The organism is Agromyces capsici (assembly GCF_058349965.1).
In genome coordinates this window covers 2367601-2388664 of the sequence record NZ_JBYRET010000001.1, presented here as the reverse complement: position 1 = coordinate 2388664, position 21064 = coordinate 2367601, and the positions used below count along the sequence as shown (strand labels likewise).

General features: G+C 70.8%; 14 protein-coding genes. 3 read left to right on the top strand and 11 right to left on the bottom strand.

The features are described 5' to 3' along the window. Nucleotides 1-118 precede the first annotated feature (118 nt). From AC3RKB_RS11180 to AC3RKB_RS11155, 6 genes are all read right to left on the bottom strand, one after another. The gene (locus AC3RKB_RS11180) at nucleotides 119-2272 is read right to left on the bottom strand and encodes an intein-containing Rv2578c family radical SAM protein (protein ID WP_491436218.1); all 2154 of its coding nucleotides are present in this window, start codon (nucleotides 2270-2272) and stop codon (nucleotides 119-121) included. 344 nt (nucleotides 2273-2616) lie between these two features. Next, nucleotides 2617-3594 carry a sugar phosphate isomerase/epimerase family protein gene (locus AC3RKB_RS11175; RefSeq protein ID WP_491436217.1) on the bottom strand — a complete coding sequence of 326 codons (978 nt, stop codon included), beginning with the start codon at nucleotides 3592-3594 and terminating at the stop codon, nucleotides 2617-2619. Between the two features lie 53 nt (nucleotides 3595-3647). Further along, entirely contained in the window at nucleotides 3648-6974 is a 3327-nt protein-coding gene (locus AC3RKB_RS11170) for a PQQ-dependent sugar dehydrogenase (protein ID WP_491436216.1), read from the bottom strand. Between the two features lie 690 nt (nucleotides 6975-7664). Further along, complete coding sequence (locus tag AC3RKB_RS11165; RefSeq protein ID WP_491436215.1) at nucleotides 7665-9455, bottom strand: ATP-binding cassette domain-containing protein; 1791 nt, start codon at nucleotides 9453-9455, stop codon at nucleotides 7665-7667. Nucleotides 9456-10154: 699 nt separating this feature from the next. Continuing rightward, complete coding sequence (locus AC3RKB_RS11160) at nucleotides 10155-11690, bottom strand: malate:quinone oxidoreductase (protein ID WP_491436814.1); 1536 nt, start codon at nucleotides 11688-11690, stop codon at nucleotides 10155-10157. A gap of 191 nt (nucleotides 11691-11881) precedes the next feature. Next, the gene (locus tag AC3RKB_RS11155) at nucleotides 11882-12301 is read right to left on the bottom strand and encodes a hypothetical protein (protein WP_491436214.1); all 420 of its coding nucleotides are present in this window, start codon (nucleotides 12299-12301) and stop codon (nucleotides 11882-11884) included. Between the two features lie 90 nt (nucleotides 12302-12391). On the opposite strand from AC3RKB_RS11155, the gene AC3RKB_RS11150 reads away from it, so the two are divergent. Next, nucleotides 12392-13033: a MerR family transcriptional regulator gene (locus AC3RKB_RS11150; protein WP_491436213.1), complete on the top strand. Its 642-nt coding sequence runs from the start codon at nucleotides 12392-12394 to the stop codon at nucleotides 13031-13033. Between the two features lie 460 nt (nucleotides 13034-13493). Here AC3RKB_RS11150 and AC3RKB_RS11145 read toward each other — a convergent pair whose 3' ends face one another. The 3 genes from AC3RKB_RS11145 to AC3RKB_RS11135 all read right to left on the bottom strand — a co-directional run bounded on the left by AC3RKB_RS11145 (nucleotide 13494) and on the right by AC3RKB_RS11135 (nucleotide 16526). Next, a complete protein-coding gene (locus tag AC3RKB_RS11145; RefSeq protein WP_491436212.1) occupies nucleotides 13494-14549 on the bottom strand; it encodes an aspartate-semialdehyde dehydrogenase in 1056 nt (351 codons plus the stop codon). Between the two features lie 175 nt (nucleotides 14550-14724). Beyond that, nucleotides 14725-15999: an aspartate kinase gene (locus AC3RKB_RS11140; RefSeq protein ID WP_491436211.1), complete on the bottom strand. Its 1275-nt coding sequence runs from the start codon at nucleotides 15997-15999 to the stop codon at nucleotides 14725-14727. Nucleotides 16000-16172: 173 nt separating this feature from the next. Further along, nucleotides 16173-16526, bottom strand: a complete 354-nt coding sequence (locus AC3RKB_RS11135; protein WP_491436210.1) for a nuclear transport factor 2 family protein — start codon at nucleotides 16524-16526, stop codon at nucleotides 16173-16175. A 247-nt stretch (nucleotides 16527-16773) separates the two neighbouring features. On the opposite strand from AC3RKB_RS11135, the gene AC3RKB_RS11130 reads away from it, so the two are divergent. Beyond that, complete coding sequence (locus AC3RKB_RS11130; protein WP_491436209.1) at nucleotides 16774-17268, top strand: hypothetical protein; 495 nt, start codon at nucleotides 16774-16776, stop codon at nucleotides 17266-17268. Nucleotides 17269-17347: 79 nt separating this feature from the next. Here the strand turns inward: AC3RKB_RS11130 and recR are convergent, their stop codons facing one another. Both recR and AC3RKB_RS11120 read right to left on the bottom strand, forming a co-directional pair. Next, a complete protein-coding gene (gene recR, locus AC3RKB_RS11125) occupies nucleotides 17348-17944 on the bottom strand; it encodes a recombination mediator RecR (protein WP_465544563.1) in 597 nt (198 codons plus the stop codon). Nucleotides 17945-17947: 3 nt separating this feature from the next. Then, nucleotides 17948-20506, bottom strand: a complete 2559-nt coding sequence (locus AC3RKB_RS11120; RefSeq protein WP_491436208.1) for a DNA polymerase III subunit gamma and tau — start codon at nucleotides 20504-20506, stop codon at nucleotides 17948-17950. A 158-nt stretch (nucleotides 20507-20664) separates the two neighbouring features. On the opposite strand from AC3RKB_RS11120, the gene AC3RKB_RS11115 reads away from it, so the two are divergent. Then, nucleotides 20665-21060, top strand: coding sequence for a TraR/DksA family transcriptional regulator (locus AC3RKB_RS11115; RefSeq protein ID WP_491436207.1), 396 nt, complete (start codon nucleotides 20665-20667; stop codon nucleotides 21058-21060). Nucleotides 21061-21064: the final 4 nt, after the last annotated feature.

The window sequence follows — 21064 nt, the reverse complement described above, 5'->3', positions numbered from 1 at the left end:
TGCTCCGATCCGGCCGCGACGCGCACGGCCCTGCGCGGATTATCGCAGGCTGTGAACGCCCGGCCCAATGCGGGCGACGGCGCTCGCCCGCATTGGGCGGTGCCCGCGCCGGCGTCGGTCAGAACAGCATCGCGGGTGCGGCGGCGCCGAGGTCGACGTGCTCGACTTCGGCGGCTGCCGCCCGGGCGGCTCGCTCGCCGACGGTGGTCGTGCGGGTGCCGCGGCCGAGCGCCGACGACCGCACTCCGCCGGTGACGGAGTCTTCGCGACCGCGTTCGAGCCGGTGCGCGCGGATCAGCGGCCTGATGCGCGCGGCGAGCCATTCGCGGTACTCGGCGGGCGCGTACGCGCTGGCGCCCGGGTACATCGCGCGGTACCGCGGAACGAGTTCGGGGTGCTCACGGGCGAGCCACTGGAAGAACCACGGCTTCACGGCGCCGCGCAGGTGCAGCGCCGAGTAGATGACGCTGGTCGCGCCGGCGGCCTTGGCGCTGCGGAGAGCGTCGTCGAGATGCGCGCGCGTGTCGGTGAGGTACGGGAGGATCGGCATCAGGAAGACGGAGCAGTCGAACCCGGCGTCGCGCACGGCGGTGACGGTCGCGAGCCTCGCGGCGGTGGGGGGCGTGCCGGGCTCGATCGAGCGCTGCAGCTCGTCGTCGTACACGGCGATCGACATGGCGAGGTCGACCGGAACGTGCTCGCGCGCCGCCTGCAGCAACGGCAGGTCGCGCCGCAGCAGCGTGCCCTTGGTGAGCACGCTGAACGGCGTGCCGCTGCCGGCGAGCGCTTCGATGATGCCCGGCATGAGCGAGTACCGCCCCTCGGCCCGCTGGTACGGGTCGGTGTTCGTGCCGAGCGCGACCGGCTCGTGCCGCCACGCGGGCCGCGCCAGCTCGCGCCGCAGCACGTCGGCGACGTTCACCTTCACGATGATCTGCCGATCGAAGTCTTCCCCCGCATCGAGGTCGAGGTAGTTGTGCGTCGGCCGCGCGAAGCAGTTGTGGCTGATCACGCCGTTCGCGATGAAATCACCGGTCGTCGTCGTGATGTCGAGCATCTCGACCGGCTCGCCTCCGAGCGCCTCGACCGACACCACCCGAAGATCCGCGATCGTCTTCACCATGCTTCCGACGAGGGATCGCTTCCGCACTATTGCCGGTTCCGTGAGTGCGAAGAACTTCTGCCGTGCGGCGAGTCCTCCACGCAGCCGGACCGATGACACCCCGTTTGCACTTGGTGCCTCGAGCACGGCGTCCGAGCCGAAGCTGTCGAACGACTCCAACGTGGTTGCGAGCATGCGCGCATCACTGTTGCTGATTCGGAGGACACCACCTGAATTGGAGCCTTCGGCGTCGAATATTCCTGCAAGGAATCCAGCGCGCCACTCGGCCGAAGCACGTTCCGGCCAGGCGATCAGCTCGGTCAACGCCTCATAATGCGTTCGCTTGCTAGTTCGAATCGCCTGCATGGCGCGGCGCCGTTGAGTCGACGCGCTGAACGCGAACTCGGTCGTCTCGATGCCGAAGTGACTCAAGAACTGGCGACTCCGCTCGAGCGCTTCGCGATCGGCGAGGGCGAGCCTGAATCGATAGGCGCGGTAGATGAGGTCGGGTCGACCCGTGCGCGGATAGTCCCGGGTAAGCATCATGCCGTCGCCTCGTACCATGCCGGTGAGATATCCGCGGCGATACTCGGCGGACGTCAGGTCGGTCTGTGCATCGGCGGGGCCGGAGCCGAAGCCGATGAGCGAGTTACCCGTCGTGAGGTAGGGACGCTGCCCAGGGCCGGACATCGCTCCGACGACGTGCTTCCAGCCGCGCTCCGTGAGGAAACGATGGTCGCCGCTGGCGACGATCGACGTACCGTCAGCCGCGGTGATCCGATAGGCGGACTTACGCGTGGCCCACTTCGCTACGACCTTCGAGGCGACGTACCGGCGGAATCCGTCGCGCGTCTCGGTGCCGAGCACGTGGTCGCCGACTTCGACGTCAGCGAGAGCGCGAGTCGTGCCGTCGGCCATCGTGATCACCGTGTCGGGATCTATGCAGTATGCGCACGCGTGGGTGCATCCCCGATAGGGGTTGATCGTCCAGCCGAACGGCACGTACGACTGGCCCGGCACCTTGTTGAGCGCCGACTTCGCGAGCACCTCGTGGAAGGTCACGCCGGCGAACTCGGGCGTCTGCACCGAGCGCACGAGGTTGTTCAGGCGGGCGAGCCCGGGCAGCGCATCCTGCTGCTCCACGCCGAGTTCTTGACCGTTCCATCGCACATGAACATTCGAACACATGTTCGAATGTGAGGCAAGGGGATGGTACGGCTCGGCGGGCGACGGCGTTCGACTCGTGGGACCGGGAGAAAGGTAGACGCGGGATACCTTTCTCCCGGGATCGCGGAGCGGAAGGTGTGTCGCGGGCGGGTTTCGAGACGGGCGCGGAGCGCCCTCCTCAACCCTCACAAGCGCGGGGCGCACCACCGGGTTTCGAGACGGGCGCGGAGCGCCCTCCTCAACCCTCACAGGCAGCGGGCGCGGAGCGCCCTCCTCAACCCACACGACGAGGGATGCCCCGGGCACGGCACGTGCCCGGGGCATCCGGTTGGGGAGAGAATTGCGGATCAGAACTCGTAGCAGGTGAGGAACTCGAAGCTGTCCTCGGCGAAGGTGCGGTCGGACGGAGCCCAGTCGCGCTCGACGACGTAAAGCTTCACCTTTCCCTGCGCGGCCTCGAGGATCGGGCCCCACTCGATGTCACCCTCGCCGACGTTCGACGGGGTGCCGGGAGCGGCGCCGTTGAGCGCGCCATCCTTGATGTGCAGCAGTTCGATGCGGTCGCCGTACTGCTCGAGGAGCGACGCGACGTCGAAGCCGGCATCCGTCGCCCAGAACACGTCGAGCTGGAACACCACGTAGCGCGGGTCGGTGTTCTCGACGAGGATCTCCCACGCACTCTTCACCTCGCCCGTCACCGGGTCGGCGTAGGTGGTGGTGAACTCCGACTGGTGGTTGTGGCCGAACAGCTTGCCCGTGCCGTTCTTCACCGAGAGCTCGCCGAGGCGGTTCATGTTCGCCGCGGTCGCCAGCACGTTCTCGTACGAGTCCAGCCCCGGGGTGGGGAACCCGCCCGAACCGATGTACTTCTGCCCGAGCGTCTTGGCGTCGGCGAGCGACGTCTCGAAGTCGGTCTCGTCGTAGTTGTGCGCGCTCGGCGACGACAGCCCGTACTGCTTCATCAGGGCGGCGAACTCGGCCGCGGTGCGGTCCTCGTACGTGCTGAACGCGCTGCCGGGCGTGCCGAACGGCTCGATGTTCTGGTAGCCGATGTCCTGCAGTTCGGCGAGGATGTGCTCCGTGCCCACACCCGGCACGGCCGGCCCGCCGAAACTGAAACCGGTCTGCCAGGTGAGGTAGCTGAACATCTGGATCGAGATCTTGCTCGCGGGCACGCCGCGGCCGGCGCAGTCGGCCGCGGAGTTCGCGTTGTCGCTGTTCGGCGCGGCGGTCGCCGGGGCGGCGGCGAACAGGCCGCCCGCGATCAGGGCCGCTGCCGCGGTCGTCGCGAGACCGCGCCGAACGCGCTTGGAGGTGGTGGTCATCTCTGTGTTGCTCCTTCGTGTGATCGGGCGGTGGGTCCGCCCGGTTGGAACTACTAGTCGAGGCTCGCGATGAGCGCTTCGGCGTTGCGGACGAGCACCTCGTCGTCCGTCGCGGCGACGAACCGCTCGAGCGCCTTCACGGCTTCGGGGTCCTCCCCGTCGGCGAGGTGACGGGTCGCCTGCGAGAGGAACGCCGAGAGCTTCCGCTCGTCCGACTTCGAGAACGCGCCCTCGTCGGCCGTGCGATCGAAGATCGCCGCGAGGTCGTCGATCGACGTCGTCACCGTGAACACGACCGTGGTCTCGGCAGTGTGGCCCGCGGCATCCGCGGCCGTGACGACCAAGGTGTGCTCGCCGAGCGAGAGGGTCGACAGGTCGATCGTGCCCGCCTCGGTCAGCTCGATCGGCTCGCCGTCGATCGTCGCCGTCGTCGTCGCGACGCCGGCCGTGGCATCCGTCGCCTCGATCTCGAGCGTCTTCGACGACCCGACCTCGCCGCCGTCGGCGACACCCGTGACCGCGAGCTCGGGTGCGACCGTGTCGATGCCGACCTCGAGCGGGCCGACCTCGGAGGCGTTGCCGCCGCTGTCGAGCGTGCGGTACTGCACCTCGTGCTCGCCGTCCTCCGACAGCGTGAACGGCACGAAGTAGTGCACGTAGTCCCAGTACGGGCCGCGGAGGCTCGTCCAGGTCTCGCCGCCGTCGGTCGACACCTGCGCGTCGCCGAGCTCGCCGTTGTCGGCGCCGTTCACCGTGATCGACACGGGACCCGTGTACCAGCCGTTCTCACCCGTCGGCTCGGCCGGGTCGAGGGTCGCGGTCGCCGTGGGAGGGGTGACATCCGACACGCCGGCACCGGTGAAGGTGATCGTGTCGAGCACGACCCCGCCGGTCGACGTGACGAACAGCTCGCCGGTGCCCTCGGGGAACGCGCCGACCTTCGCCGGCACCGTGGCGAACCCGTCGGAGTCCACGGCCGCGGTCGCGAACGGCTCGGCGTCGGCCGAACCCCAGCGGAACGAGATCGTGCCGTCGCCCGAGCCGCGCACGTCGATGCCGTCGATCCCGGTGAAGTTCACCGGATCCCACGCCAGCACGTCGCCCGCGTCGAACGAGGTCACCGTGTACAGGCCGCCGGCCGAGTCGTCGCGCACGACCTCGACGCCCTCGAGCGTGTCGGCGTGCTCCGCCTCCTGCACGAACGGGTTGAGGATCAGCGAGACCTCGCCCTGCGCCGGCGGGATGTCGCCGTTGCCCGCGTCGGTGTACGTGGCGACGACCACGGCGTAGAGCTTCTCCGTCACGCCGTGCTCGGGCGCGTCGACCGGGGTGGTCCAGGCGCCGGAGCATCCGCTGCCGATGATGTCGGGGTGGGCGTGCGTGTCGTGCCCGAGCCCGATGGTCCAGTTCAGGTTCGCGCAGTTCGTCTCCGTGCCGTCCTCGGGGTCGGAGGTGCTGAACGAGTACAGGATGGCGTCGCCCCAGCCGAAGAACCCGCCGTCGGCCGGTGCGTCGGCCGACAGGGTCGGTGCGACGTTGCCCACCGTGATGAGCCGCGACGTGATGCCGGTGCGGCCCTCGGGGTCGGTGACGCGCAGCCGGACGGTGTACTGGCCGAGCTCGGTGTACGTGGTCGAGACCTGCGCGCCGGTCTCGTCGAACGTGCCGTCGCCGTCGAGGTCCCACTCATGGGTCAGCGCGCCGCCCTCGGGGTCGGTCGAGCCGGTGCCGTCGAAGTCGACCTCGAGCGGCGCGGCCGACGACGAGATCTCGCTCGCCGCGATCACCGCGGCCGGGCTCTTGTTGCCGGCCGCGTAGTCGACGCGGTACAGGCCCGCGTCGGGGTTCTCACGGAAGAACCCGTCGCCGTAGTCGAGGATGTAGAGCGAACCGTCGGGACCGAACTCCATGTCGATCGGGCTGTCGGTGATCGGCTGCACGTTGTCGGTCAGCGCCTCGTTGGGCAGCACCTGCTCGATGTGGGTGACCTCACCGCCGGGCTCCGACGTGGTGAACGCGGCGATGTAGTCCTGGCTGAACTCGTAGAAGAACGTCTTGCCGTCCCAGTACTCCGGGAACTTCGACGACGGCCCCTCGGGGTCGTAGTCGTAGGTCGGACCGCCCATGGGGCCCTGGCCGCCCTGCGCGTCGAACGTCACGAGCTCGTCGTGCGGCTGGTCGCCCGGGTTGTCGCCGTAATACAGCTGCGGGGCGGTGACGGCCGGCAGCTGCTCGAGACCGGTGTTCCAGCGCGACGTGTTCTCGGGCCCGGCCTCGCAGTCGAACCACTCACCCGGCGTCGAGGTCTCGAACTGCCAGTCGTTGTACTCCGCGTTGGGGCCGTGGCAGTAGGGCCATCCGGCGTTCAGCGCCTCGGTCGTGGCCTGCCACTCGACGTAGCCCATGGGGCCGCGCTGCGCGTCGGCGACGCCCGAGTCGGGGCCGTAGTCGCCCCAGCTGACCGCGCCGCCCTCCTCGTCGACGGTCATGCGGAACGGGTTCCGGACGCCCTTCACGAAGATCTCGGGGCGTGTGCCCTCGGTGCCCGGCGCGAACAGGTTGCCCGCCGGGATCGTGTACGAACCGTCGTCCTCGACGTGGATCCGCAGGATCGAGCCGCGCAGGTCGTTCGAGTTGCCCGCTCCGCGACGCGAGTCCACGCCGGGGTTCTGGCCGGCCGCGTCGTTGGTCGGCGCGAACCCGCCCGACCCGCCCGCACCCGACGGCGTGTTGTCGCCCGTGGACAGGTACAGGTTGCCATCCGCATCGAAGTCGACGTCGCCGCCGACGTGGCAGCACTGGCCGCGCTGCACCTCGACCTCGAGGATGACCTGCTCGGTCGACAGGTCGAGCGACTTCGTCTCGGCGTTCCACTGCACGCGCGAGAGCTGGTTGTAGCCCTTCCAGAGGTCCCAGTACGAGTCGTCCTGGCCGGCCGGAAGCGTCGTCGGCGCCGAGCCGGCGGGCGTGGTCTCGGGGTACGGCGCGTGCATGACGCGGGGCGCGTAGTACAGGTACACCCACCCGGAATCCTCGAAGTCCGGCGCCAGGGTGACCGTCTGCAGGCCGTCTTCCGAGTTCGCGTACACGTCGATCTCGTTGATCAGACGCGTGACGCCCGTGTCGGGGTCGGTGTGACGGATGTCGCCGTTGCGCGCCGTATGCAGGACGCTGCCGTCGGGCATCACGGCCATGCCGACGGGCTCGCCGACCTCCTTCGTGAGGGTGATCTTCTCGTAGTTCGACCAGTCGAGCGCGGCATTCGCGCCCGGCTCGGTCGAATGGTCGACGCCGTCGTGCGCCCACGCGAGTGTGCTCGTCGAACCGAGCACGAGCGTGGTCGCGAGGGCGGCAGTCAAGCCGATACGGCTGAGCTTCATTCGCAGTCCTTCATAGGGTCGTGCCGGACACGAACGGCCCGGCGTGAGGAGCGTGCGAGTCACCGCCGCCTCGGAAGGACTCCGACGATCGACGGTGATCTCGGCCTGAACATTACGAGAGGCTTTTGCCGCATGTCAAACGAAAGTTGACATGCAACCGGACAGCTTGCAGTTCTGTGGTGGTGCTATTTCGAGAGCCCGCACGGGCGTCGCGGCACCCGGACCCCTTCCCCTGCATGGCACCCCGCGCCGCACCCGCACGCGCAATACGGGCGGCGATGCCACCCAGACGGATCCCCCGTTTCCGCACAGGGCACGCGAACCGGACAATCGGCCCGAAATAATCCGAACGTCACACGGTTTCTTCTCGGGCTGTGTCGAAGCGGCGTTGCACGTGCACCCAGTTCACGAGCGGTCGGACGCCATCACCGGCGGCCTGACGCAGACGGTCTCGCGGCACCGGGAGAAAGGTAGACGCGGAATACCTTTCTCCCGGTTCCGTGAAGGGGAAGCACTGCGGACGGGTTTCGAGACGGGCGCGGAGCGCCCTCCTCAACCCGCACACGTTCGAGACGGGCGCGGAGCGCCCTCCTCAACCCACACACGTTCGAGACGGGCGCGGAGCGCCCTCCTCAACCCGCACACGTTCGAGACGGGCGCGGAGCGCCCTCTTCAACCCACAGGAGTTCCCTACGCGGCCGCGCGGGACCCCGCAGGGGCGTCGAGCGCGAGCGTCTCGCCATCCCATCGCCGCCGCAGCCAGCGATCGTGACTGGCGATCACGACCGCGCCCGGGTAGGAGCCCAGCGCCTCCTCGAGCTCGCCGGCGAGGGCGAGCGAGAGGTGGTTCGTCGGCTCATCGAGCAGGAACACGTGCGGCGGCGACGCGATCACCAGCGCCAGCGCCAGGCGACGCTGCTGCCCGACCGAGAGGCGCCCGACGGGGCGGTCCAGGTCGCGCGGGGCGACCAGGCCGAGACCGGCGAGCGGCACGCGCTCGGCGCGCCGCTCCCCCAGCGTCCGCTCGTAGATCGCGCGGGGCGTGGCATCCGGATCGGCGAAGCGCACGTCCTGCTCGAGCAGGCCGACCCGCAGCCCGCGCCGGCGGTGCAGCACGCCGCGGTCGGGCGCGAGGCGCCCCGCGAGGACCGCCAGCAGCGTCGACTTGCCCGCGCCGTTCGCCCCCGTCACGAGCAGGCGCGTCGCCGGAGCGACGCGCAGCGATCCTAGCTCGAGACGGCGCTCGACCGCGACCTCCGCCGCCTGCAGCAGCAGGCCCGACTCGTGATCGAGCACGTGCGAGCCCGACGGGATGCCCCCGAACGACAACGGCGCGGGCGGCTTCGCCACCTGCGACCGCTCGAGCTCAGCCAGGCGGACCTCGGCGTTGCGCACCCGGCGCGACACCGCCTGCTCGACGCCCTCGCGCTTGAAGTGCTTGAGGAACTTGTCATTGTCGGTCGGCGCGCGGCCGTGCGCGACGGAACGCGCCGACTCCGCCACCGCGAGCCGCAGCCGCCGCAGCTCGGCCTGCTCGTCGTCGTGCTGGCGCTGCCACCGAGCCCGCTCGTCGACCCGCACCGCGAGGTACTCGCTGAACGAGCCGCCGAAGACCGTGCCGACGGATGCGGCGAGCACCGCGTCGCGCGCGCCCTCCCCCGCCGGTCGGCCCGCGGCGGACTGCGCGAGCGCCGTCGCGCCCGCCCGCCCCGGATCGAGGTCGAGCAGGCCCGTCGCCACGCGATCGAGGAACTCCCGATCGTGGCTCGCGAACACCACCGGCCCGCGCCAGGCGCGCAGGCGATCCTCGAGGAACTCCGCCGCGTCGTCGTCGAGGTGGTTGGTGGGCTCGTCGAGCAGCAGCGCGTCGGGCGCGGCGAGCAGCAGCGCCGCCAGCGCGAACCGGCTGCGCTGGCCGCCCGAGAGCTCGTCGATGCGCCGGTGGCGGCCGAGCGCCGACAGGCCGAGCCCGTCGAGCAGCTCGTCGCGGCGCCGGTCGACCGACCAGACGTCGGCGCGCTCGGCCGCCTCGAGGGCGGCGGCGTACCGCTCAGCGGGGTCGGGCGCGGCGTCGGCGGCGGCGTCCGGCACCGAGAGCGCCAGCGCCGCGGCGTCGAGCTCGCGCTCGATCGCGCGCACCTCGGCGACCGCGGCCTCGAGCACGTCGTCGACGCGATCGTCGGCCGCGAACGGCAGCTCTTGGAACAGGATGCCGGTGCGAGCCGGCCGCGAGATGCGGCCCGACACCACGGCCCCGGGCAACGGATCGGCGCCGACGGGCGGTGAGCCCGCGGCATCCGTCGACCCGGCCGCGATGAGCCGCAGCAACGTCGACTTGCCCGCGCCGTTCTCGCCGATGAGGCCGAGGCGCTGCCCCGCCGACACCGCGAACCCGAGGTCGGTGAGCACGCGCCGATCGACGAAGGCGACGGACAGTCCGTCGACGCGCAGGTGGGATGAGGAGGAATGGATGACTGGCATGAGGAAGGATCCCCTTCGCGAGAGTGCTCCCGAGCCGTCGCCGGACACCGCGCGCGGCAGCGGGCGCGGACGACGCGTCGGACCGGTCGCTCACCACGCGGAGGAGGCGGCGACGGCCCGGGAGCGGAGGATGGATCCCGCCGGGCATCTGCCGTCGCCGGGGTGCGCGCGAACACTGTCGCGATCAGCGGAAAGAGCACACCCCGGATGTCAACGGCGCCTCGGGCGCGGGACGATGGGATGTGCTCACTTCATAGCGGGGTCGACTGTACCAGATCGTGAGGGTTGCGGTGCGCCGTGAGGGTTGAGGTGCGCCGAAGGCGCCGGAGGCGCGGCGCTCGGATCGTGAGGGTTGAGGTCCTCGAAACCCGGCACCCCGCGCGCGGGTTTCGACGTGCGGGCGGGTTTCGAGACGGGCGCAGTCAGATCGTGAGGGTTGAGGTCCTCGAAACCGACACCCCGCGCGCGGGTTTCGAGACGGGCGCAGAGCGCCCTCCTCAACCCTCACAATGAGACGGGCGCAGTTCAGATCGTGAGGGTTGAGGTCCTCGAAACCCGGCACCCCGCGACCGGGTTTCGAGACGGGCGCAGAGCGCCCTCCTCAACCCTCACAGAGGCACGGGCGCAGAGCGCCCTCCTCAACCCTCACAACGGAGACGGGCGCAGAGAGCCCTCCTCAACCCTCAGCAGGTGCGGCGCTCAGGAGGCGAGCGCGGGCACCTTCTCGGGCGCCCGGACCGCGGCCGGAGCCTCGTGCTGTTCGCCCTCGAGCTGCAGCGCCGCGGCCGTGCGCGCGAGCGATGCGGCGGCGAGCTCGGGGTCGTCGGAGAGCGTGGTGCCGTACGACGGGATCATCTCGCGAAGGCGCGGCTCCCACTCGGCGACCTTGCCGGGGAAGCTGCGCTTGAGCACCTCGAGCATGATCGGCACGGCGGTCGACGCACCGGGCGAGGCGCCGAGCAGGCCCGCGATCGTGCCATCCGCCCCCGAGATCACCTCGGTGCCGAACTGGAGCACACCGCCCTGCTTCGGGTCCTTCTTCATGACCTGAACGCGCTGGCCGGCGGTGATGAGCTCCCAGTCCTCGCTCTTCGCGGTCGGCATGAACTCGCGCAGCGCGGCCAGCTTCTTGTCGCGGCCGGCGAGCACCTCGGAGACGAGGTACCGGACGAGGTCGAAGTTCTTCAGCCCCACCTGCAGCATCGGGATGATGTTGTGCAGCCGGATCGAGAACGGCAGGTCGAACCACGTGCTGCTCTTCAGGAACTTCGGCGTGAAGCCCGCGTACGGGCCGAACAGCAGCGAGGCCTCGCCGTCGACGACGCGCGTGTCGAGGTGCGGCACCGACATCGGCGGGGCGCCGACGGCCGCCTTGCCGTAGACCTTCGCGTTGTGCTGGGCGACGACCTTCGGGTTCGTGGTCCGCAGGAACTGGCCCGAGATCGGGAAGCCGCCGAAGCCCTTGATCTCGGGGATGCCGGCGTGCTGGAGCAGCGCCAGGGCGCCGCCGCCCGCGCCGACGAACACGAACTTCGCCCGCACCGCCTTCGGCGTGTTGCCGACCGTGTGACGCACGCGCAGGCGCCACATGCCATCCTTCTGGCGCTTGAGCCAGGTGACCTGGTGGTTCGTGTGGATCTCGGCGCCGCGCTGCTCGATGTCGCGCAGCAGCATGCCGGTCAGCGCGCCGAAGTCGACATCGGTGCCCGCGGTGGCGCGCGTCGCGGCGATCTTCTGCCGGCGGTTGCGGTTCTTCGCCATGAGCGGGGTCCACTCGGCGAGGGTGTCCATGTCCTCCGTGTACTCCATGCCGGCGAACAGCGGCTGGCCCTCGAGCGCGGCGTAGCGCTTGCGGAGGTACTCGACGTTGGCCTTGCCGCGCACGAACGTCATGTGCGGGGTGGAGTTGATGAACCGCTTCGGGTCGGCGATCGCACCAGACTCGACGAGGTGCGCCCAGTACTGCCGGCTCACCTGGAACTGCTCGTTGATCGACACGGCCTTGTCGGCGCTGACGCTGCCGTCGGCCGCCTGCGGCATGTAGTTCAGCTCGCAGAGGGCGGCATGGCCCGTGCCCGCGTTGTTCCACGGGTTCGAGGACTCCTCGGCCACGCGGCCGAGTCGCTCGTAGACACGGATGGTCCAGTCGGGCTGGAGCCTGGAGATCAGGGAGCCGAGCGTGGCGCTCATGATGCCCCCGCCGATCAGCACGACGTCGACGGTGTCCTCGGAAATCACGCGTTCCAGTCTACGTCTGCCCGGATGTACGAGTTGACCAGCCCCGACGCCGCGAACCGCCACGCCGGCGAGCGCCCGCGTCGCGAGGGTTGAGGAGGGCGCCTCGTGAGGGTTGAGGAGGGCGCTCCGCGCCCGTCTCGAAACCCGGCGAGGGCCGCGGAGCGCTGCGAACGACCGCGGCAGCGCTGTCACAGCGCTTGGACCCCGCCCGCGATCAGGCCGACGCCCGCGGTGATGAGCGCCGCGGTGAGCACGATCGCCCCGGCCCACAGCAGCACGACCAGTCGGTTGGGTCGCTGCGGATCGGTGCCGACGACCGAGAGGAAGAAGCCGGCAGGCATGAGGATGGCCGCGACGGGCACGCCCACTCGCGCGAGCTGCAGCCAGAACCCGTCGAGCGCCGCGAAGGAGATGACCGCGAGGATGGCGATCGAGAGCACGAGCAGGACGGCGGCGTGCGCGTGGCCCGCCCGGAAGAAGCTCTGCTGCAGCCGGTTGGCTGCGACATGGCCGCGCACCACCCGGGTGAGGAAGTACCCGCCGCTCTCGACGGTCACGAGCGCGAGCAGGAGCACTCCGATGAGGATGAGATCGTTCGGCGACGGCATGGCGCGGCCCTCCGGTGAGATCGATGATGATTGGATAGTGATACTCTCCAATATTAGAGAGTCGCACTATCCAATGCAAGGAGCCGTCGCATGCGCATCTCCGCCCTCGCCGCCGCGTCAGGCATCCCGGTTGCGACGATCAAGTTCTACCTCCGCGAAGGGCTGCTGCACGCCGGCGTCGCGACCTCCGCCACGCAGGCGACCTACGACGACACCCACGTGCGACGGCTGCGACTCATCCGGGCCCTCACCGGATCGGTGGGGCTCAGCGTGCAGCAGGCGCGCACCATCCTGCAGCTGGTCGACGATCCGGGCGACGACCTCTACCGGACGCTCGGCCGGGCGGTCGGTGCGCTGCCGCCCGAGGTCGGGCTCGCGCCATCCGACGACGCCGATGCATACCCGCGCGCCCGCGCCGCGCTCGAGGCGCTCGGACAGGTGTTCGACCCGCAGTTTCCGGCCGTCGCTCAGCTCGAGTCCGCGCTCGCCGCGGCGGAGGACGCCGGCCTGCCGCTCAGCCGGGAGCGGCTCCTCGCCTACGGGAGGCACGTGCGCGGCCTCGCCGAGTACGATCTCGGGCGCCTGCCCGACGATCCGCGGGCGGCCATCGAGTACACGGTGCTCGGCACGGCGCTCTACGAACCGGTCATCCTCGCACTGCGGCGGCTCGCCCACCAGGATGTCGCGGCGCGACGGCTTCCCGGCGCAGCCGAACGCGGTCGTGAGGGGTGAGGAGGGCGCCCTGCGCCCGTCTCGAAACCCGCCCACGCACACTTGTGAGGGTTGAGGAGGGCGCTCAACGCCCGTCTCGAAACCCGCCCACGCACGGTTGTGAGGGTTGAGGAGGGCGCTCAACGCCCGTCTCGAAACCCGCCCACGCGCGGTCGTGAGGGTTGAGGAGGGCGCTCAACGCCCGTCTCGAAACCCGCCCACGCACGGTCGTGAGGGTTGAGGAGGGCGCCCTGCGCCCGTCTCGAAACCCGCCCACGCACGGTTGTGAGGGTTGAGGAGGGCGCTCAACGCCCGTCTCGAAACCCGCCCACGCACACCCGGGTTTCGAGACGCGCCTCCGGCGCTCCTCAACCCTCACGAACACGCACACCCGGGTTTCGAGACGCGCCTCCGGCGCTCCTCAACCCTCACGAACACGCACACCCGGGTTTCGAGACGCGCCTCCGGCGCTCCTCAACCCTCAGACCGAGGCGGGCAGATTCGCCGCGACGAGCTCCGCGATCTGCACCGCGTTCAGCGCGGCGCCCTTGCGGAGGTTGTCGTTCGAGACGAACAGCACGAGGCCCTTGTTCTCAGGAGCCGACTGGTCCTGGCGGATACGTCCCACGTAGCTCGGGTCGTTGCCCGCGGCCTGCAGCGGCGTCGGGATGTCGCTCAGCTCGACACCGGGCGCGGCGGCGAGCAGCTCGGCCGCACGCTCGGGCGTGATGTCGTTCGCGAACTCGGCGTGGATCGACAGCGAGTGGCCCGTGAACACCGGCACGCGCACGCACGTGCCCGCGACGCGCAGGCCGGGCAGCTCGAGGATCTTGCGGCTCTCGTTGCGGAGCTTCTTCTCCTCGTCGGTCTCGAGGTCGCCGTCGTCGACGATCGAGCCCGCGAGCGGGATCACGTCGAACGCGATCGGGCGCGGGAACTTCTGGGGCTCGGGCAGCGTCACCGCGCCGCCGTCGTGCACGAGGCCGATGGCATCCTGCTCGACCGCCGCGCGGGCCTGCTCGAGCAGCTCCTCGCCGCCGGCGAGGCCCGCACCCGACACCGCCTGGTACGTCGAGATCATGAGGCGCTCGAGGCCGGCCTCGTCGTGCAGCACCTTCAGCACCGGCATCGCGGCCATGGTCGTGCAGTTCGGGTTGGCGATGATGCCCTTGCGTGCCTCGTCGATCGCGTGCGGGTTGACCTCGCTCACGACCAAGGGCACGTCGGGGTCCATGCGCCAGCCGCTGGAGTTGTCGATGACGGTCACGCCTGCCGCGGCGAAACGCGGGGCCTGCGCCTTCGACAGCGTCGCGCCCGCGGAGAAGATCGCGATGTCGAGGCCCGTCGGGTCGGCCGTCGAGGCGTCCTCGACGACGACATCCTCGCCCTTGAACGGCAGGGTCGTGCCCGCCGACCGCGCAGAGGCGAAGAAGCGGATCGACGCGACCGGGAAGTCGCGCTCCTCGAGGAGGCGGCGCACGACCGCGCCGACCTGTCCGGTGGCGCCGACGACGCCGATGTTCACTCCGTGTGCCATGGTGCTCCCTCTCGTGGCATCAATCCAGTATTCAGGAGATCGAACGATTCACAGGACCGGAGGTGTCCGATCGTCCTGCAATGGCAGCGTTCTCCTGTAATCCGGCAGTCGGTCGACGGATGGCGCGTGCGCGGCGCGCCGCGACATCCGCTCGTTCAGGCTGCCGGATGTCGCGTCAGCGACCCGTGCCGGCGTACACGACGGCGTCGGTGTCGCCGTCGAGGTCGAACGCGCGGTGGACGGCGACGGCCGCGTCGTGCACGCTGTCGGCGCGCGTGACCACCGAGATGCGGATCTCGGACGTCGAGATCATCTCGATGTTGATGCCCGCCTCGTACAGCGCCTCGAACAGCTTCGCCGAGATGCCCGTCGCCGAGCGCATTGCGGCGCCGACGAGCGAGAGCTTGCCGATCTGGTCGTCGTACTGCAGCGACTGGAAGCCGAGCGACTCCTGCGCCTGCGACAGCGCCTGCAGCGCCTTCTCGCCGTCGGACTTCGGCACCGTGAACGAGATGTCGGTGCGACCCGTGGCCGCGGCCGAGACGTTCTGCACGATCATGTCGACGTTCGCGTTCGTGTTCGCGACGATCTTGAAGATCTTGGCGGCCGCACCGGGCACGTCGGGCACGCCGACGACGGTGACCTTGACCTGGCCGAGGTCGACCGCGACTCCGGCGATGACGGACTCTTCCACAGCTTCTCCTTCGGGAAGACGCTCGGGGTCGTAGACGATGGTCCCCTCGCTGTTGTTGAACGACGAGCGCACGTGCAGCGTGACTCCGTGGCGACGCGCGTACTCGACGGCGCGGATGTGCAGCACCTTGGCGCCGGATGCCGCGAGCTCGAGCATCTCCTCGCTCGTGATGCGGTCGAGCTTGTGCGCCTTCTTCACCACGCGCGGATCGGACGTGAACACGCCGTCGACGTCGGTGTAGATCTCGCACACGTCGGCGTCGAGCGCCGCCGCGAGCGCCACCGCCGTGGTGTCACTGCCGCCACGGCCGAGCGTCGTGATGTCGCGCGACTCGCGGCTGAAGCCCTGGAAGCCCGCCACGATGACGATCGCGCCCTCGTCGAGCGCCTCGCGCAGGCGCACCGGGGTGACCTCGACGATGCGTGCGGCGCCGTGCGTGGCATCCGTGATCATGCCGGCCTGGCTGCCCGTGAACGAGCGGGCCTCGTGCCCCATGCCCTTGATCGCCATGGCGAGCAGCGCCATCGAGATGCGCTCGCCCGACGTCAGGAGCATGTCGAGCTCGCGCGGCGCCGGGATCGGCGTGACCTCGTGCGCGAGGTCGAGCAGCTCGTCGGTCGTGTCGCCCATCGCGGAGACCGCGACGACCACGTCGTTGCCCGCCTTACGCGACTCGACGATGCGCTTCGCGACCCGCTTGATGCTCTCCGCGTCGGCGACGGACGAACCGCCGTATTTCTGCACGATCAAGCTCACGTGGGCGCTCCCGGGATGGTCGGGGTGGACGGGGCGACCGGGGCGATGGACACCCGGCGCCGGAAGGTCCATCATATGTCGGCGCGCATTCCGGGCCGGCCATGTGACGGATGGCACAGGCGGGCGGGTCGTACCGGCGGGGGGCGGCGCGCGGATGGCGCGGCGCGCCCTGCTCAGCGGTCGCGTTCCATGTACCACTCGGTGAAACGGCGTGCTCGGCCATCCGGTGCGAGACGCACGACCCACAGGTTGTCGTAGAGCTTCGACGCCGGATAGTCGGTGCGCCCCTGCACGAAGACCATGTCGTCGGTCTCGACGAGCACCTCCCAGTCGAATGTCCAGTCGTCGGGTTCGTCCTTCGAGTCGAGCCATCCGGCGATGATCGCCTCGCGGCCGCGGAGCGCATCGGGATCGTCGGGGCTGAACTCGTACACCGCGTCCTCGCTGAAGATGGCGGCGATGTCGTCGGGGTCGTTGCTCCCCCACGCGCGAACGTACCCCTCGACCCATTCGGTTCCTGCGCTCATGCGCTCCGTTGTATCGGCGGCGCCCGCGGGCGTCAACGGCTTGCGCGCTCCGTGCCCGCGCCTCCCGTCGCCGTCCGCCGCCACCCGCCCCTGCCACCCGCCAGCCGCCACCCGCCACCCGCCACCCGCCACCCGCGGTTTACAGGAGTACCGGCGATTCACATGACGATGCGCGCGATCTCGTCCTGTCGATCGCCGGTACTCCTGTAAACCGCAGTGTGCAGCGCGCCAGCGGTAGAGTGCGGCCATGTCCGAACTCGCCGAGGACTGGTCGCAATTCAATGTCGCGATGGCCGGCGCCACGGCGGCGCTCGCCGGCCTGCTCATCGTCGCGATGTCGGTGAACGTGAAGGCGATCGTGGCGTCGAGGTCGCTCCCGGTCCGCATGGCGACCGCGCTTGCGACGCTGCTCCTGGCGCTCGCGGCCACGGCGCTCGGCCTCGCGCCCGGGCAGCCCGTCTGGGCGTACGGCCTCGAGGTGCTCGCCGGCGCGAGCGTCGCAGCGGTGTTCGAGGTGCGGGCCTTCGGCGCGATCAAGCAGGACCAATTGGTCACGACGGCGCAGCGGACGGCGAAGGCCGTTGCGGGCACCGTGCCGATCACCGTCTACCTCATCGGCAGCCTGCTGCTCGTGGCCGGCCTCGCTTCCGCAGGCCTGTGGTTCTTCGCCGCGGGCGCGATCCTCGCGATCGCGTCGGCGGTCCTCCATTCGTGGATCGTGCTCGTCGAGGTGCTGCGCTGACTGCACCGGCGAACGGATGTCGCGGTCAGTCCGTGTGCGGGCGGGGCATGTCCCACTCGGTGTCCGCAGCCCGCACGCGTCAACCGACGACGCGGCGGCCCTCGAAGGCACGACCGAGGGTGACCTCGTCGGCGTACTCGAGGTCGCCGCCGACCGGGAGCCCCGAGGCGAGACGGGTGACGCGGATCTCGAGGGTCGTCAGGAGGCGGCTGAGGTAGGTCGCCGTGGCCTCGCCCTCGAGGTTGGGGTCGGTGGCGATGATGACCTCGCGGACGGTTCCGTCGGCGAGGCGCTGCATGAGCTGGCGGATGCGGAGCTCGTCTGGGCCGATGCCGTCGATCGGGCTGATCGCTCCGCCGAGCACGTGGTAGAGGCCGCGGAACTCGCGCGTGCGCTCGATGGCGACGACGTCCTTCGCCTCTTCGACGACGCAGATGAGCGACGCGTCGCGGCGCGGGTCGCGGCAGATCGAGCAGGTCGACTGCTCGGCGACGTTGCCGCAGATCTCGCAGAACTTCACCTTGTCGCGCACCTCGAGCAGGATCTCGGCGAGCCGCGACACGTCGAACTGCTCGGTCTGCACGATGTGGAACGCGATGCGCTGCGCCGACTTCGGTCCGATGCCGGGAAGGCGGCCGAGCTCGTCGATCAGCTCCTGGACGATGCCCTCGTACACGCGCTACCCCCGCTCGCCGAATCGAGCGGGCGGCGCCTCGACCTCTTCGAGGAACGTCGCGCCGAGCAGGTCGCGGACGACGGCCTCGCCGTACCGCTGGATCTGCGGCGGGCCGGATGTCGCGGGGCCGGACGCGCGTGCGGGCGAGGACGAGCGGGCAGGGCGCGACGGCGCAGTCGGGCCGACAGGTTCGGCGGCGACGGCTGCCGCATCGATCTCGGGCTCGGACCCCGGATCGAAGTCGGGCTCGTCGTCGGGCGGCGGTGCGTCGGCGTCGTCGGGCGGCGGAACCTCGTCGACCACGGCAGACGGCCCGGCGGGAGCGGGTGATCGTCGCGAGGCGTCGCGCGCGGCGGGACGATCCGCGACCGCGGTCGCGGTGCGCGGTGCTGCCGTCGCAGCGACGTTCATCGAGGCATCGGGCTCGGCGGTGGGGTCGGACGCCGGGATCGCCACCGTGACCCACGAATCGACCGGCCCGGCCGGCGCAGCCGACGGCGAAGCGGATGTCGCGGGCGACCCTCCCGTCCGCGAAGCGGCGTTCGTCGTCCCACCGGATCGGGGCGCACGCGACGCGGCGGGGGCAGCGCCTGTTGCGGCCTGGGCGGATGCCGACGGCACGTCTGCAGCGGCGCGGGTCGCAGACGGCTGCGTGCCCGAAGCGGGCGTCAGCGGCTCGGCACCGGGACCGGACGGCGCAGGTGCCGGTGCAGCCGCAGCCGCAGCCGCAGATGCAGATGCAAGTCTGGGCGCGGCACCACCGTCATCCGTCGGCGCCGGCGAGGACGGCGCCGTCGACGACGCGCCCGGCTCATCGTGCGGGGCGACCACGCGCGGGACGAACTTGACCTGCACGCCGAGGACCTCGGCGATCGTGCGGCGGAGGAGCTCGGCCGGGCTCTGGGTTCCGGTGCCGCCGCGGAGGTCTTGCACGTCGTTCTGGCTGGGGAAGCCGAGCACGAGTACGGCATCGTCGGTGCGGTAGTCGATGACGCGAGCGGTGAGCGCCGCCATCCAGGCGGTGCGCTTCGTGCGCTCGAGCACGGCGAGGATCTCGGGCCAGGCGTCGCGCATGAGCTCGAGCGTCACGGGACCGACCGGCTTCGTGCGCGGGCTCGGCTCCGCAGCCTGCTCGGCGTCGGTGCGCGCCGGCGCGGGTGCGGGGGCCGCGGAAGCGGAATCGGAAGCAGCGGGACCGGTGCCTGCGGCACGCGAACCCCTCACGGACGCCGATGCCTCGCTCGGCGCAGCCGCGGCCGGCGGCGACGCAGCAGGCGATGCAGCAGCGGCCGGCACCCGTGCAGCAGACGGCACCGGCGCGACCGACGACGCCGCAGCGCGCTCCGGCGCTGCCGACGACGTCGCAGCAGCCGCGTCGGCCGGCGCCGCGGCATCCGTCACCCCGACCCGGCGCTCGAGCCGCTCGACCCGGGCGAGCGCGCCACGCTCGGTCGCGTCGCTCGCGGGCACGAGCACGCGGGCGAGCATCAGCTCGAGGTGCAGGCGAGGCGAGGTCGCGCCGGTCATCTCGGTGAGCGTCTGGTTCACGAGGTCGGCGACCCGCGAGAGCTCGGCCGCGCCGAACGCCGACGCCTGCGTGGCCATGCGCGTGAGCTCGTCGGCCGGGACGCCGCGCAGCACCGCGGCGGCCGCCTCGGGCGAGGTCGCCGCGACGACGATGAGGTCGCGCAGGCGCTCGAGCAGGTCTTCGACGAAGCGCCGCGGGTCTTGGCCGGTCTGCATCACGCGGTCGGCCGCCGCGAACGCACCGGCCGCGTCGGCGGCGCCGATCGCGTCGACGACCTCGTCGAGCAGTGCGCCGTGCGTGTAGCCGAGCAATGCGACCGCGCGCTCGTACCCCACGGTCGAGCCCTCGGAGCCCGCGATGAGCTGGTCGAGCAGCGACAGCGTGTCTCGCGGCGAGCCGCCGCCCGCGCGAACCACGAGCGAGAGCACGCCGGGCTCGACCTGCACGCCCTCGTCGTCGCACAGCTGCTGCACGTAGTCGAGCATCGGCGCGGGCGGAACGAGCCGGAACGGGTAGTGATGCGTGCGCGAGCGGATGGTGCCGAGCACCTTGTCGGGCTCGGTGGTCGCGAAGATGAACTTCACGTGCTCGGGCGGCTCTTCGACGAGCTTGAGCAGGGCGTTGAAGCCCTGCGGCGTCACCATGTGCGCCTCGTCGAGGATGAAGATCTTGTAGCGGTCGCGCGCCGGGGCGAACACGGCGCGCTCGCGCAGGTCGCGCGCGTCGTCGACGCCGTTGTGGCTGGCCGCGTCGATCTCGACGACGTCGAGCGAGCCGCCGCCCGCGCGCGACAGCTCGACGCAGCTCGGGCACACCCCGCAGGGCGTGTCGGTCGGCCCCTCGGCGCAGTTCAGGCAGCGCGCGAGGATGCGCGCCGACGTGGTCTTGCCGCACCCGCGCGGGCCGCTGAAGAGATAGGCGTGGTTCACGCGGTCGGTTCGCAGCGCCGTCATGAGCGGCTCGGTGACCTGCGACTGGCCGATCATCTCGGCGAAGGTCTCGGGCCGGTATCGGCGGTAGAGGGCGGTGACCACGCGTCAATGGTAGTCGCGGCATCCGACACCGCGGCCGGTCGCGGGCGGTCCCGTGCGGGCCCGAACCGCCGTGCCCGGGCGCGTCCGGCGGCGGTGTCGGTGAGTGGGCGTAGGATTCCTGAACCGCACCGGTGCGGCACGCGCCATCCGCTCGCCCGGTGCCCGACGACGGAGGTGGTCAGGTGACGGGCATCACGAGCGCCGCGCAGCTCGAACGGTTCCGCGAGCTGCTGCTCGCCGAGAAGCGCGAAGCCGAGGAGCGACTCGTCTCGCAGGCCGAGGGCATCTCGGCCGTGCGCGACGCGCGCAACGACGGTTCCGTCGACGACGAGCACGACCCCGACGGCCCGACCATGAGCCAGGAATGGTCGCAGCGCACCGCCGTGCTGCACGACGTCGAGCACGAGCTCACCGACGTCGACCGGGCGCTCGCCCGCATCGACGCCGGCACCTACGGCGTCTGCGAGCGCTGCGGCCAGAAGATCTCGGTCGCCCGACTCGAGGCACGCCCCACCGCGACCCTCTGCATCGACTGCGCGCGGCTCGTGCGCTGAGACC